Source organism: Ramlibacter sp. GS1-15 (assembly GCF_057785015.1).
Genome location: NZ_JBYNTU010000001.1, coordinates 2,877,581 through 2,890,407, shown reverse-complemented (window position 1 = coordinate 2,890,407; position 12,827 = coordinate 2,877,581). Strand labels below are relative to the sequence as shown.

Sequence of the window (12,827 nt, the reverse complement as noted above, 5' to 3'; positions counted from 1 at the left end):
TGCCGATCCCTCGCTACCAGAGGTAGAAGAAAGCGAAGATGAAGACCCAGACCAGGTCGACGAAGTGCCAGTACAGGCCCATGATCTCGACGATCTCGTAATTGCCCTTGCGGCCGGTGAGGAAACCCGGGCGCTGCCGGTCCAGGTCGCCGCGTCGCACCTTGGTCGCCACGATGATGAGGAAGATCACGCCGATCGTCACATGCGTGCCGTGAAAGCCCGTGATCATGAAGAAGCACGACCCGAACTGGGCTGCCCCCCACGGGTTGGCCCAGGGGCGCACGCCTTCGAGGATCAGCTTGGTCCACTCGAAAGCCTGCATGCCCACGAAGCTCGCGCCCAGGGCCGCGGTGGCCAGCAGCAGCCAGAACGTCGTCTTGCGGTCGCGCCGGTACCCGTAGTTGACGGCCAGCGCCATCGTGCCGCTGCTGCTGATCAGGATGAACGTCATGATCGCGATCAGCAGGAGCGGCACGCTGTGGCCGAACACCGTGAGGCCGAACACCTCGCTGGGATTGGGCCAGGGCACCCGGGTCGACTGCCGCACGGCCATGTACGAGACCAGGAAGCTGCCGAAGATGAACGTGTCGCTCAGCAGGAAGATCCACATCATCGGCTTGCCCCACGGCACGCCCTTGAAGACCCGCTGGTCGGAGGACACGTCGGAGACCACGCTTTGCCAGCGCGACCCCGCAGGCGCCCCTGCCGTGGCGCCGCCTGCCTCGTACTTCGTCATGAGGTCCGCGGTACCGGCGGCTTCGTTGGGCGTCATGAGCTGTTCTCCATCACCAGGTTGCCGTCGACGAGCAGATCGCCAATCCCAGGTCGCTCGACACGAGCAGCGCGAACAGCACCACCCAGACGGCGAGCAGGTAGTGCCAGTACGTCGCGCACAATTCGACGGCGAGCCTGATGGCCGCCGGATCCGGTGCACGCCGCGCGGCGCCCGATGCGCGCGCCCAGGCCACCAACCCGCCGAGCACATGCAGGCCGTGGACGCCGGTCAAAAGATAGAAGAACGCGGTGGCGGCACTCGCCGACACGAAGTAGCCGGCATCGTGAAGCTGCTTCCAGACCAGGAGCTGGCCGGCCAGGAAGGCCATCGTCAGCAGCCCGCTCAGCCGCAGGCGTTCGCGCATCCTGTCCCACTGGGCGCGACGTGCGGCACGCACCGTCCACTCCATGGCGAGACTGGCACCGACCAGGACGGCGGTGTTCACCATCAGCAGCCGCGGTTGCGGCAACGGCGCCCAGTCCGCGAAGCTCAGGCGCATCGAGTACGCGCTGATGAAGAGCGCGAACAGCGAGGTCGCGACGGCGAGGAACACCCACAAGGCCGTCTTCGCGGCGGGCCGCTCCGATGGGCCGCCGGCCAGTTCGTGCACCGCGACGCTTCCCTGCCAGGGCTGCACGTTCACGGTCTGGCGGAACAGCCAGAGCACGATGGCGCCCATCAGCAATGAGAGCAGCACCAGGCCGATCGTCATGATTTCACCCACGCTTCGTTCGCCACCTCCGACGGCGCGACGTTCTGGGGAATGAAGTCGGCTTTGGTCCACGGCGTGCCGTAGTCGTAGGCCCAGCGATAGACGACCGGCAGCTCCTTGCCGAAATTGCCGTGCGTGGGCGGGGTATGGGCCGTCTGCCACTCCAGCGTGGTGGCGTGCCACGGGTTGTCGCCGGCCGGCCGGCCCTTGAAATAGCTGGAGATGAGGTTGTAGAAGAACACGATCTGCGCGGCCCCGACGACGAAGGCCGCGATCGAGATCGCCGCGTTCAGCGACTGCGCCGATTCCGGGATGAAGTTGGTCCCGGCGATCGCGTAGTAGCGGCGGGGCACCCCCATGAAGCCCAGGTAGTGCATCGGGTAGTAGATCGCGTAGCTGCCCACGAAGGTGATCCAGAAGTGGATCCTGCCCAGCGTGTCGTCCAGCATGCGGCCGGTGACCTTGGGGTACCAGTGGTAGATGGCCCCGAACACCACGAGGATCGGCGCGATCGCCATGACCATGTGGAAATGCGCGACGACGAACATGGTGTCCGACAGCGGCAGGTCCACCACCACGTTGCCCAGGAACAGGCCGGTGAGGCCGCCGTTGACGAAGGTGAAGATGAACCCGATCGCGAACAGCATCGGCACGGTGAAGTGGATGTTGCCGCGCCACAGGGTCAGCACCCAGTTGTAGACCTTGATGGCCGTGGGAATCGCGATGAGCAGCGTCGTCGTCGCGAAGAAGAAGCCGAAATACGGGTTCATGCCGCTCACGTACATGTGGTGGGCCCACACGACGAAGCTCAGGCCGCCGATCACCAGGATCGCCCAGACCATCATGCGGTAGCCGAAGATGTTCTTGCGCGCGTGCGTGGCGATCAGGTCGGACACGATGCCGAAGGCGGGCAGCGCGACGATGTACACCTCGGGGTGGCCGAAGAACCAGAACAGGTGCTGGAACAGCAGCGGGTTGCCCCCGGAGTAGTTGAGCTGGTGCCCTTTGGAGACGAGCGCGGGCATGAAGAAGCTGGTGCCCAGCGTGAGGTCCAGCAGCATCATGATGCAGCTGACGAACAGGGCCGGGAACGCCAGCAGCGCGAGGATGGTGGCCATGAAGATGCCCCACACCGTCAGCGGCAGGCGCATCATCGTCATGCCGCGCGTGCGGGCCTGCAGCACCGTCACCACATAGTTGAGACCCCCCATCGTGAAGCCGACGATGAACACGCACAGCGACAGCAGCATCAGGATGATGCCCAGGTGCGACCCGGGCGTGCCATCCAGGATGGCCTGTGGCGGGTAGAGCGTCCAGCCCGCGCCGGTGGGCCCGCCGGGCACGAAGAAGCTGGCGACCAGCAGCAGCACCGCCGCCAGGTACACCCAGTAGCTGAGCATGTTGACGTAGGGGAAGACCATGTCGCGCGCCCCTACCATCAGCGGGATCAGGTAGTTGCCGAAGCCCCCCAGGAACAGCGCCGTCAGCAGGTAGACCACCATGATCATCCCGTGCATGCTGACGAACTGCAGGTAGTTGGTCGGGGTGATGAAGGCGAAGCGGTTCGGGAAGCCGAGCTGCAGGCGCATCAGCCACGACAGCACCAGCGCCACCAGCCCGATGCCGATCGCCGTGACGGCGTACTGCACGGCGATCACCTTCGCGTCCTGGCTCCAGACGTACTTGCCGATGAACGTCTTCGGGTGGTAGAGCTCGACCTCGCCGACTTCCGCAGGCGGTGCGAAGTTCGTTTCGTCGTGGGCAACGTAGCCAGCCATCGCCGCTCCTCAGCGCGAGTTGATGTAGGAGAGCACGTCGCCGATCGCCGCGTCGTCCGCGAGCGTCTCGGCGAACAGCGCCATCTGGCCGCCCTGGACGTCCTGCGGGTGCGCGCCGCGGACGCCGCTCTTGAAATTCTTCAGCTGCCTCGCGAGGTACCAGTCGCTCATGCCCTTCAGCCGCGGGGCGTTGGTCGCGGCGATGCCCTGGCCGCTCTCGCCATGGCAGGCGGCGCAGGTCGCATACCGCTGGCGGCCGTGGTCCGCATTGCCCTTGATCGTCGACGCGGTGCGCACGTCCGGCAGCGTCGCGATGTAGGCCGCGACGTTCGCGATGGCGGCGTCGTCGGGGAGCGTGGCCGCCATCGGCGCCATCATCTTGCCGAATACGTCCTGCTCGTGCGCGCCGCGCACGCCCTGTTTGAACTGCCTCAGTTGCCTCTCCAGGTACCAGGGGAGCTGCCCGCTCAGCCTCGGCGCATTCATCGCGACGTTGCCTTCGCCGTTCGCGCCGTGGCAGCCCGCGCACACCGCGAACAGCGCCTTGCCGGCCGCAGCATCGCCGGGCGGCCGCGCGCTCGCCTGCGCAAAAGTCTGCTGGCGATCCAGCCACGCCTGGAATGCCGCGGGCTCATCCACCACCATCCGGCCACGCATGGCGAAGTGGCCGATCCCGCAGAGTTCCTCGCACAGCACGTCGAACGAGCCCGCTCGCGTCGGCGTGAACCAGATGTGCGTGACCAGGCCCGGCACGAAGTCCATCTTCACGCGCATCTGGGCCACGGTGAAGTTGTGCAGCACGTCCTTCGAGCGAAGCAGCAGCTTGACCGGTTTGCCGAGCGGCAGGTGCAGTTCGGGGCTCGCCACCAGCAGGTCGTCGCGACCGTTCGCGTCATCCGGGTTCATCCCGAACGGGTTCGAATCGCTCACGTAGCGGGCATCCACCGTGCCGAGCTTGCCGTCGCGGCCCGGCAGGCGGTAACTCCAGTTCCACTGCTGCGCGACGGCCTCCACGACGTACGCGTCTTCGGGCACGTTGACGAACTTCGCCCAGACGATCAGGCCCGGGGCCAGCATGGCGGCCACGCCGACGGCCGTCACGATCAACAGCCGCCATTCGAGCTTCTTGTTTTCCGGCTCGTAGGCGGCGCGTGATTCCCGGCGATGCCGGTAACGGATCAGCGACCAGGCCATGAAGCCGGTGACGGCGAGGAACACGAACCCCGTGACCCAGAAGGTGATGCTGATCGTGCCGTCGATGGTCCCCCAGTTCGAGGCGATCGGCGTGAAGTACCAGGGGCTCAGGAAATGGAATGCGACCGAGCCCAGCGCCAGCAGGATCAGGACGACGGCGATGGGCATGGCTCAGGACTCCGAGCCTGTCCTCTTCAGCCTCCAGTACAACAGGGCGGCCGCACTTCCGAACACCACGTGCGCGGCCATCGTGTCCGCACCCCGCAGGTCATACAGCCAGGGAAAGATGTTGACCAACACCAGCTCGAAATTGAACAGGTAGAGCACCATGCCCATGATCCCGCCCGAAACCCCGGCGCGGGTCGGGTTCGAGTCGAGTTCGAGCTGCGAGAGCACTGCGGCCGTCACGAGGCCCCAGACGATGCCGAGCGCGTAATGCGTGACCAGCGCGATGGCGACCACGCCGAGGCTGAAGCCGTAGCCGGAGGCCGGCGGGCTCGCGGGACCGAAGAAGATCGGCGCGATCATGTGCGAGGTTCGCCACGGACCGTCCAGGTTGAAGATGGCGGACCAGATCAGGTCCAGCACCATCAGGATGGCACCGGCCGCGAAACCGGCAACCGCCCCGGCGCTCCAGTCCGTGGCACGCCAGTGCCCGGTACGCAAACCCACGAGAGTGTCCATGATGGCCTCCCTTGCGCGCGACGCGCATTGCGCATGCTGTTCCCCGATGTCGTACCGGGGCCATGCCGGGGTTTTGTACACCCGATTGCGCATGAGCGCAATCAGACGGGCCTGCAAGTCGACTTCACTGCGCTCGTGCTCATCCTGAGCGAACGTGACGATTCACGATCGTCTTCATCGACCGCTAGTGCGGTGCCAGTGTCGTGGGTTGCGCGTCCTCGGCCATCTGCGGGTAGTCGCGCGAGAAATGCAGGCCGCGACTTTCGTGGCGCGATTGCGCGGACTTCACGATCAGCTCTGCAACCGTGACCAGGTTGCGCAGCTCCAGCAGGTCGCGCGTGACGTGGAAGTTCGCGTAGAACTCCTGGATCTCGGCCTGCAGCAGCCGGATGCGGTGCTCGGCCCGCTCCAGCCGCTTGTTCGTGCGCACGATGCCCACGTAGTCCCACATGAAGCGGCGCAGCTCGTCCCAGTTGTGGGAGATCACCACCGATTCGTCGGCATCCGTGACGCGGCTTTCGTCCCAGGGCGGCAGCTGCGGCGGCAGGGGCAGGCGGTTGGCCAGGACGTCCTTGGAGGCCGAGCGCGCGAAGACCATGCATTCGACCAGCGAATTGCTGGCGAGGCGATTGGCGCCGTGCAGGCCGGTGTACGCCGTCTCGCCGATCGCATGCAGGCCCACGAGGTCCGTGCGGCCCTGCAGGTCGGTGTGCACGCCGCCGCAGGTGTAGTGCGCGGCCGGCACGACGGGGATTGGCTGCTTGGTAATGTCGATGCCCAGCTCGAGGCAGCGCGCGTAGATGTTCGGGAAATGCTCGCGGATGAATCCGGCCGGCTGGTGCGAGATGTCGAGGTACACGCAGTCGAGGCCGTGCTTCTTCATCTCGAAGTCGATCGCACGCGCGACGATGTCGCGCGGCGCCAGTTCGGCGCGCGCATCGTGCTGCGGCATGAAGCGCGTGCCATCCGGCAGCAGCAGTTTGCCGCCCTCGCCGCGCACCGCTTCCGTGATCAGGAAGGACTTGACCAGCGGGTGGTACAGGCAGGTCGGGTGGAACTGGATGAACTCCATGTTCGTCACCCGGCAGCCCGCGCGCCAGGCGGCGGCGATCCCGTCGCCCGTCGCCGTGTCGGGGTTGGTCGTGTACAGGTACACCTTGCCCGCGCCGCCGGTGGCCAGGATGGTCTGCGGCGCGCGGAAGGTCACGACCTCGTCGGCGTCCTCGTCCAGCGCGTACAGGCCCAGGCAGCGCTGCGGCTCGTCGGCCGACATGCCGAGCTTGCGCGTGGTGATCAGGTCGACCAGCATGTGCCGCTCGAACACCCTGATGTTCGGCGTGCGCTTCACGTGTTCGATCAGCGTCTGCTGCACGGCCGCGCCCGTGGCGTCCGTCACGTGCACGATGCGGCGGGCGCTGTGGCCGCCTTCGCGCGTGAGGTGCAGGTGGCCGTTCTCCTGCGAGAAGGGGACGCCCAGCTCGCGCAGCCAGGCGATGCTCTCGGGCGCGTGTTCGACCACGAAGCGCGTCGCATCGAGCTGCGACAGGCCCGCACCGGCGACCAGCGTGTCGTCGACGTGCGACTGGAAGCTGTCGTCCTCCGCCATCACGGCGGCGATGCCGCCCTGGGCCCAGCCGCTGGAGCCGTCGCTCATCGCGCGCTTGGTGATGATCGCCACGCGATGGGTGGGCGCGAGCTGCATGGCGGCGGTCAGGCCCGCGAGGCCGCTGCCGACGATCAGGACGTCGAAATCTCTCATGTTCATGGGTCAGGCCGGCTGGTAGGCGAGCCGCACGTAGATGGGCGCGTAGGCCTCGGCCTGGGTCACCTCGATCAGCGTCTCCTTGGCGAGCTCCAGCATCGCGATGAAGGTGACGATCAGCACGGGCACGCCGCGCGTGGTGTCGAACAGGTTCTCGAACTCGACGAACTTGCGGCCCTGCAGCTTGCGCAGCACGATCGACATGTGTTCGCGCACCGACAGCTCTTCCCGCGTGATCTTGTGGTGCTGCACCAGCTTCGCGCGCTTCAGGATGTCGCGCCAGGCTTCCTGCAGGTCGATCACGTTGACGTCGGGAAAGCGCGGCTGGATCGCCTGCTCGATGTAGACCTGCGCGCGCAGCACGTCGCGGCCCATCTGCGGCACTTCGTTCAGGCGGGCGGCGGCCAGCTTCATCTGCTCGTATTCGAGGAGGCGGCGCACCAGCTCGGCCCGCGGGTCTTCCGCTTCCTCGCCGTCGGCGGTCTTCTTCGGCGGCAGCAGCATGCGCGACTTGATCTCGATCAGCATCGCCGCCATCAGCAGGTACTCGGCGGCGAGTTCGAGGTTGCGCGTGCGGATCTCCTCCACGTACACCAGGTACTGGCGCGTCACGCCCGCCATCGGGATGTCGAGGATGTTGAAGTTCTGCTTGCGGATCAGGTAGAGCAGCAGGTCCAGCGGACCTTCGAACGCCTCGAGGAAGACCTCCAGCGCGTCCGGCGGGATGTACAGGTCCGTCGGCAGGGCGAACAGCGGTTCGCCATAGAGCTTCGCCAGTGCCACCTGGTCGATCACTTCCGGCATGGATTCGAGCACGGGTTCCGGCGCATCCGGCAATACCGCCTCGCCGGCCGTGTCGCTCATTGCTTCGGTTCCGTCTGGTAGACGTAGGGCTTCTGCGCGACCTGCGCGGCGCGGAACTCCGCCCAGGCCTCGCGGTTCACCTGCTTGTCCCACCAGATGGCGCGCCCGTTGCGCTGCTGCGCCTCGAGATCGGGCTTCCTGCGCTTCAGGTCGGAGATGAACTGGGTGATCTCCGAGTTGTAGTCGGGGCGGCGGAAAATGCGTTGCAGAATGGACATACCCTGTCTTCGGATGAACCCTTTGGTCGGAATTTTACCGGTCCGCCTCGTGCGTGCGCTCCTGATGACAATTTCCACATTCGTCGCCGGATTCCTGCTCTCCGCCTGCGACCCCCAGCGCGTCGCGAAGCTGGAGGAGGGCGTCGCCACCGAGGCCGACGTGCGCGCCCAGTTCGGCGAGCCCGAGAACGTGTGGGCGGCTCCCGACGGCGGCCGCACGCTCGAGTACAACCGGCGGCCGGAGGGCCGCACCAACTACATGATCACCATCGGCGCGGATGGCAGGATGAGCTCGCTGCGGCAGGTGCTCAATCCCTTCAGCTTCCGCCAGGTCGTGGCGGGCCTCACCGGGCAGGACGTGCGTCGGATGCTCGGCAAACCGGCGAAGGTCACCCCTTTTCCGCTGAAGAACGAGACGGCCTGGGACTGGCGCTATACCGATCCCGATCCGCCCAATGGGGCCATGATCTTCACCGTGTGGTTCGACGCGAACGGCCGGGTGGTTCGCAGCGGGTCGGCGCCGGAGCTGCGCGAGCCCGAGCACAGGTAACCACGGCTACGCGGTGACCTCGGGCGAAGGGATATTGCCCCGCAGTTCCACTCCGAAGCCCGAGCGCTCGATCACTTCCTGCGGTTGCTCGTGCAGGTTCTCCAGGTGCAGCGTGCCGCCGCGCAGCAGCACCGCCTTGTGCAACTGGCGCAGCGAATCCAGCCCCGAGGTGTCCAGGTGCACGAGGTGCGAGGCATCGAGGATCACCACCGGCTCCTTCGGCCCGTTTTCCACGGCCTGGACCACCTCGTCGATCTTCGCCACCGCGCCGAAGAAGAGCGAGCCGTACAGCTCGTACTGGATCACCGCACCTTCGCGCCGCACCAGTTCCACCGAGAACAGGGAACTCATCTTGCGGACGAACAGGCCGCACGCGGTGAGCAGGCCCACCTGCACGGCCACCGTGAGGTCGAAAACGACAGTGAGGAAGAAGGTCCCGAGCATCAGGACGCGGTAATGCGTGCTGTATTTCTTCAGGTGCGCGAACTCCTCCCACTCGCCCATGTTGAACGCCACGAAGAGGAGGATGCCCGCGAGCACCGACAGCGGCACCAGCAGCGCCAGCGGCGCGGCCGCCAGCACGATGACCGCGAGGGTGATCGAGTGGACGATGCCGGCGACGGGCGTGCTCGCGCCGGCGCGGATGTTCGTCACCGTGCGCGCGATCGTGCCGGTGGCCGGCATGCCGCCGAAGAAAGGCGTGAGGAAGTTCGCGACCCCTTGGGCCATCAGCTCCTGATTCGGGTCGTGCCGTGGGGCCGTGGTGAGCTGGTCCGCCACGCGCGCGCACAGCAGCGACTCGATCGCGCCCAGCGCGGCGATGGTCAGCGTGGGCGTCACGAGCAGCTTCACGGTCGCCCACGAGAACTCGGGCAGCACGAAGGCGGGCAGGCCTTTCGGGATGCTGCCGAAGCGCGTGCCGATGGTCTCCACCGGCAGCTGGAAGAACCAGGCGATCAGGGTGAGAGTGATCAGCGCCACCACGGGGCCCGGCACGCGCCGGTTGAACATGATCGCGCTGTGCACGCCCGGCAGGTCACTGGCGGCGTGGATCGGCGAGTGCTCGGCCCAGAGCCGCGGCCAGAGGAACAGGCCGAGAAAACAGACCGCGCCCAGTGCGAAGGAGTAAGGATTGAACGTGCCGATGTGTTGCGCCATTACGCCGATCTGCGTGAAGAAGTCGGCCGGCATCTTCGGAATCGCCAGGCCCAGCCAGTCCTTGATCTGCGACACCGCAATCAGCACGGCGATGCCGTTGGTGAAGCCGATCACGATGCTCACCGGCACGTAGCGCACCAGACGCCCGAGCCGGAAGAAGCCGGCGACGAACAGCAGCACGCCGGCGCAGCTCGTGGCGATCAGCAGGTTGGCCAGGCCGAAGCGCTCCAGGATGCCGTAGACGATGACGATGAACGCGCCGGCCGGCCCGCCGATCTGCACGTTCGAGCCGCCGAGCCCGGCGATCACCAGGCCGGCGATGATCGCGGTCCACAGGCCGGCTTCGGGCTTGAGCCCCGAAGCGATGGCGAAGGCCATGGCGAGCGGCAGTGCGACGATGCCGACGGTGACGCCGGCGCCGAGGTCGTGCAGGAAACGGTCGCGGTGATAGCCGCTTAACGCGTCCACGATGCGTGGACGAAAGGCGAACGAGAAATTCAAGGAAGGCTCCGGAGAAGTCGAACGGAACGCGATCAGCGTCGGTTCGACCCCGGCGGCCCGCAGTGATGCAGGCGCGTGATGAAGCGCTTGCGGCGGGAGAGGGACAGCGGCGCGGTGGCCATGGGCGAAGTGTACGCCCGCGCGGCGGCGATCCTCAGGGCTTCTCGTCGCCGCCCGGCATGACGGCGCTCGCCGCGCTGCCCACGGCCTTCACGGTTCCGACCGTCGCATCGACGGCGAGGCCCACGCCGGTCGCGGCGACGCCGACGGCGGTGCTGGCGACCGTGACCACGGCGCAGCCGCTCGCCAGGACTGACGACAGGAGAAGAAGCGCGGGGATGCGGATACTGCCAAGCATCGGCCCACTGTAGCAGGGCCGTATGAGGTCAGCGGACCCGCATGCCCGGCTGCGCACCCGTGAATGGTTCCAGGACGTAAATGCCCGGATTCGATTTCTCGTCGGCGTGGCTGGCCGCCAACACCATGCCCTCGCTCACGCCGAATTTCATCTTGCGCGGTGCGAGGTTGGCGACCAGCACCGTGAGCTTGCCCACCAGCTGTTCCGGCTTGTAGGCCGACGCGATCCCCGAGAACACGTTGCGCATGCGGCCTTCGCCGGCATCCAGCGTGAGCTGCAGCAGCTTGGTCGAGCCTTCGACGGCCCTGCACTCGACGATCTTCGCGATGCGCAGGTCGACCTTCGCGAAGTCGTCGATCGTGATCTCGGGCGCGAGCTCCTCGCCGCCCGGCACCACCTTCACTTCGGCCGGCGGCTCGAACAGCGCATCCAGCAGCTTCATGTCCACGCGCTGCATCAGGTGCTTGTAGTCGCCGACGACGTGGCCCGCGCCCATCGGCTGCGCGGCATTGCTCCAATCGAGCGCAGCGCATTGCAGGAACTTCTCGGCCTGCGCGGCCAGCTGGGGCAGCACGGGTTTCAGGCACGCGGTCAGGACCTTGAAGGCTTCCAGGCACTCGCTGCAGACGGCCGCAGCTTCGGAAGTGCCGCCTTCCTTCACCAGCTTCCAGGGGGCCGCGGCGTCGAAGCGCAGGTTCACCTCGTCGGCGAAGGCCATGATCTCGCGCAGGGCCTTGCCGTATTCGCGCGTCTCGTACAGCGTCTTGACGCTCTCCACCAGCTGCGCAGCCTTCGGGACCTCGGCCTTCACCAGCTCGCCGCCCGGCACGAACTTCACGGCGCGGCTGGCGATGTTGACGTACTTGCCGATCAGGTCCGCATTCACGCGCGCGACGAAGTCGTCGGGATTGAAATCGACGTCCTCGACCTTGCCGTTGAGCTTGGCGGCGATGTAGTAGCGCAGCCACTCGGGGTTCATGCCCAGCGACAGGTACTTGAGCGGGTCGATGCCGGTGCCGCGGCTCTTGGACATCTTCTCGCCGCTGACGGTGATGAAGCCGTGCACGTTGACCTGCGAAGGCACCTTGCGATCCGAGAACTTCAGCATCGCCGGCCAGAACAGCGTGTGGAAGTACACGATGTCCTTGCCGATGAAGTGCACCTGCTCGACCTGCGGGTCGGCGATGAAGTCGTCGAACGAAGCGCTCGTGCGCGATGCCTCGTGCCAGTGGTTCTTCGCCTGGCCCTTGTCGAAGTGGTTCTTCAGCGAAGCCAGGTAGCCGATCGGCGCGTCCAGCCACACGTAGAAGTACTTGCCCGGCGCATCGGGGATCTCGATGCCGAAATAGGGCGCGTCGCGGCTGATGTCCCAGTCGGCCATGCCGGCTTCGAACCACTCGCCGGCCTTCTTCGCCATCTCCGGCTGCAATTTGCCGTCCTGCGTCCACGACTTGAGGTAGTCGACGACCTTCGGGTCCGACAGCTTGAAGAAGAAGTGCTCCGAGCTGCGCAGCTCGGGCCGCGCGCCCGTCAGCACGGAATAGGGCTCGATCAGTTCCGTGGGCGAATAGACGCTGGAGCAGACCTCGCACGAATCGCCGTACTGGTCCTTCGAATGGCACACCGGGCATTCGCCCTTGATGTAGCGGTCGGGCAGGAACATGCCCTTGACCGGGTCGTAGAACTGCTCGATCGTGCGCGTGGCGATCATCCCGCCGGCTTTCAGGCGCTTGTAGATGCCTTGCGCCAGCTCCGTGTTCTCGGGACTGTCGGTCGAATGCCAGTTGTCGAAGCGGATGTGGAAGCCGTCGAGGTATTCCTTGCGGCCGGCCGCAATCTCCGCGACGAACTGCTGCGGCGTCTTCCCGGCCCTTTCGGCCGCAATCATGATGGGCGCGCCGTGCGCGTCGTCCGCGCCCACGAAGTGCACCATGTTCCCCTGCATTCGTTGGTGCCGCACCCAGATGTCGGCCTGGATGTACTCCATGATGTGGCCGATGTGGAACTTGCCGTTGGCGTACGGCAAGGCGGTGGTGACGAAGAGCTTGCGCTGGGGCATTTTCAACTTCTTGTGGGCGAACCGACGATTTTAGTTGGGTGGGCGGTCCACGGACGTCGGGTGGCCGGATCACTCCATGTCCCCCACCGCGATCGGGGAGCACCACGAGCGCATCCTGCTCACGCCGGTGAGGCGGCCCTTCACCCGGAAGTAAAGGAGGAGGTCGCAACGGCGGCGTAGGCCGCCGTTGCGGTGGGGGACATGGAGGGTGGAG

The 12,827-nt window shown here is 66.3% G+C and carries 12 protein-coding genes; 1 reads left to right on the top strand and 11 read right to left on the bottom strand.

Features of this window, described 5'->3' with window-relative positions; translation table 11 throughout:
• Positions 1-13: 13 nt before the first annotated feature.
• The 8 genes from AC3EF3_RS14410 to AC3EF3_RS14375 form a co-directional block, all read right to left on the bottom strand.
• The gene (locus AC3EF3_RS14410; protein WP_488533802.1) at positions 14-736 is read right to left on the bottom strand and encodes a heme-copper oxidase subunit III family protein; all 723 of its coding nucleotides are present in this window, start codon (positions 734-736) and stop codon (positions 14-16) included.
• Positions 737-785: 49 nt separating this feature from the next.
• Positions 786-1,487, bottom strand: coding sequence for a cytochrome c oxidase subunit 3 (locus tag AC3EF3_RS14405; protein WP_488532832.1), 702 nt, complete (start codon positions 1,485-1,487; stop codon positions 786-788).
• Positions 1,484-3,265 carry a cbb3-type cytochrome c oxidase subunit I gene (locus AC3EF3_RS14400; RefSeq protein WP_488532831.1) on the bottom strand — a complete coding sequence of 594 codons (1,782 nt, stop codon included), beginning with the start codon at positions 3,263-3,265 and terminating at the stop codon, positions 1,484-1,486. Before AC3EF3_RS14400 ends, AC3EF3_RS14405 begins: the two co-directional genes overlap by 4 nt.
• Positions 3,266-3,274: 9 nt before the next feature.
• On the bottom strand, positions 3,275-4,627 hold the full coding sequence (locus AC3EF3_RS14395) for a c-type cytochrome (protein WP_488532830.1): 1,353 nt from the start codon (positions 4,625-4,627) through the stop codon (positions 3,275-3,277).
• Positions 4,628-4,630: 3 nt separating this feature from the next.
• Positions 4,631-5,143: a hypothetical protein gene (locus AC3EF3_RS14390; protein WP_488532829.1), complete on the bottom strand. Its 513-nt coding sequence runs from the start codon at positions 5,141-5,143 to the stop codon at positions 4,631-4,633.
• A 184-nt stretch (positions 5,144-5,327) separates the two neighbouring features.
• Positions 5,328-6,902 carry an L-aspartate oxidase gene (gene nadB, locus AC3EF3_RS14385; RefSeq protein WP_488533801.1) on the bottom strand — a complete coding sequence of 525 codons (1,575 nt, stop codon included), beginning with the start codon at positions 6,900-6,902 and terminating at the stop codon, positions 5,328-5,330.
• Positions 6,903-6,911: 9 nt separating this feature from the next.
• Positions 6,912-7,769 carry a segregation and condensation protein A gene (locus AC3EF3_RS14380; RefSeq protein WP_488532828.1) on the bottom strand — a complete coding sequence of 286 codons (858 nt, stop codon included), beginning with the start codon at positions 7,767-7,769 and terminating at the stop codon, positions 6,912-6,914.
• Positions 7,766-7,987, bottom strand: coding sequence for a DUF3460 family protein (locus AC3EF3_RS14375; RefSeq protein ID WP_488532827.1), 222 nt, complete (start codon positions 7,985-7,987; stop codon positions 7,766-7,768). The genes AC3EF3_RS14380 and AC3EF3_RS14375 overlap by 4 nt, the downstream gene beginning before the upstream one ends.
• Positions 7,988-8,051: 64 nt before the next feature.
• Here AC3EF3_RS14375 and AC3EF3_RS14370 point away from each other — a divergent pair, with 64 nt between their 5' ends.
• Positions 8,052-8,537, top strand: a complete 486-nt coding sequence (locus AC3EF3_RS14370) for an outer membrane protein assembly factor BamE (protein ID WP_488532826.1) — start codon at positions 8,052-8,054, stop codon at positions 8,535-8,537.
• 6 nt (positions 8,538-8,543) lie between these two features.
• Here AC3EF3_RS14370 and AC3EF3_RS14365 read toward each other — a convergent pair whose 3' ends face one another.
• From AC3EF3_RS14365 to metG, 3 genes are all read right to left on the bottom strand, one after another.
• A complete protein-coding gene (locus tag AC3EF3_RS14365) occupies positions 8,544-10,196 on the bottom strand; it encodes a SulP family inorganic anion transporter (protein WP_488532825.1) in 1,653 nt (550 codons plus the stop codon).
• A 154-nt stretch (positions 10,197-10,350) separates the two neighbouring features.
• Positions 10,351-10,554, bottom strand: coding sequence for a hypothetical protein (locus AC3EF3_RS14360; protein WP_488532824.1), 204 nt, complete (start codon positions 10,552-10,554; stop codon positions 10,351-10,353).
• Between the two features lie 28 nt (positions 10,555-10,582).
• Positions 10,583-12,613, bottom strand: coding sequence for a methionine--tRNA ligase (gene metG, locus AC3EF3_RS14355; protein ID WP_488532823.1), 2,031 nt, complete (start codon positions 12,611-12,613; stop codon positions 10,583-10,585).
• Between the last annotated feature and the right edge of the window lie 214 nt (positions 12,614-12,827).

Excerpts from the sequence above, each read along its gene's own strand:
- AC3EF3_RS14390 (WP_488532829.1), bottom strand. The coding sequence starts at position 5,143 with ATGGACACTCTCGTGGGTTTGCGTACCGGGCACTGGCGTGCCACGGAC.
- AC3EF3_RS14375 (WP_488532827.1), bottom strand. The coding sequence starts at position 7,987 with ATGTCCATTCTGCAACGCATTTTCCGCCGCCCCGACTACAACTCGGAG.
- AC3EF3_RS14405 (WP_488532832.1), bottom strand. The coding sequence starts at position 1,487 with ATGACGATCGGCCTGGTGCTGCTCTCATTGCTGATGGGCGCCATCGTG.
- AC3EF3_RS14370 (WP_488532826.1), top strand. The coding sequence starts at position 8,052 with ATGACAATTTCCACATTCGTCGCCGGATTCCTGCTCTCCGCCTGCGAC.
- AC3EF3_RS14360 (WP_488532824.1), bottom strand. The coding sequence starts at position 10,554 with ATGCTTGGCAGTATCCGCATCCCCGCGCTTCTTCTCCTGTCGTCAGTC.
- AC3EF3_RS14380 (WP_488532828.1), bottom strand. The coding sequence starts at position 7,769 with ATGAGCGACACGGCCGGCGAGGCGGTATTGCCGGATGCGCCGGAACCC.
- AC3EF3_RS14395 (WP_488532830.1), bottom strand. The coding sequence starts at position 4,627 with ATGCCCATCGCCGTCGTCCTGATCCTGCTGGCGCTGGGCTCGGTCGCA.
- AC3EF3_RS14400 (WP_488532831.1), bottom strand. The coding sequence starts at position 3,265 with ATGGCTGGCTACGTTGCCCACGACGAAACGAACTTCGCACCGCCTGCG.
- AC3EF3_RS14410 (WP_488533802.1), bottom strand. The coding sequence starts at position 736 with ATGACGAAGTACGAGGCAGGCGGCGCCACGGCAGGGGCGCCTGCGGGG.
- nadB (WP_488533801.1), bottom strand. The coding sequence starts at position 6,902 with ATGAGAGATTTCGACGTCCTGATCGTCGGCAGCGGCCTCGCGGGCCTG.
- metG (WP_488532823.1), bottom strand. The coding sequence starts at position 12,613 with ATGCCCCAGCGCAAGCTCTTCGTCACCACCGCCTTGCCGTACGCCAAC.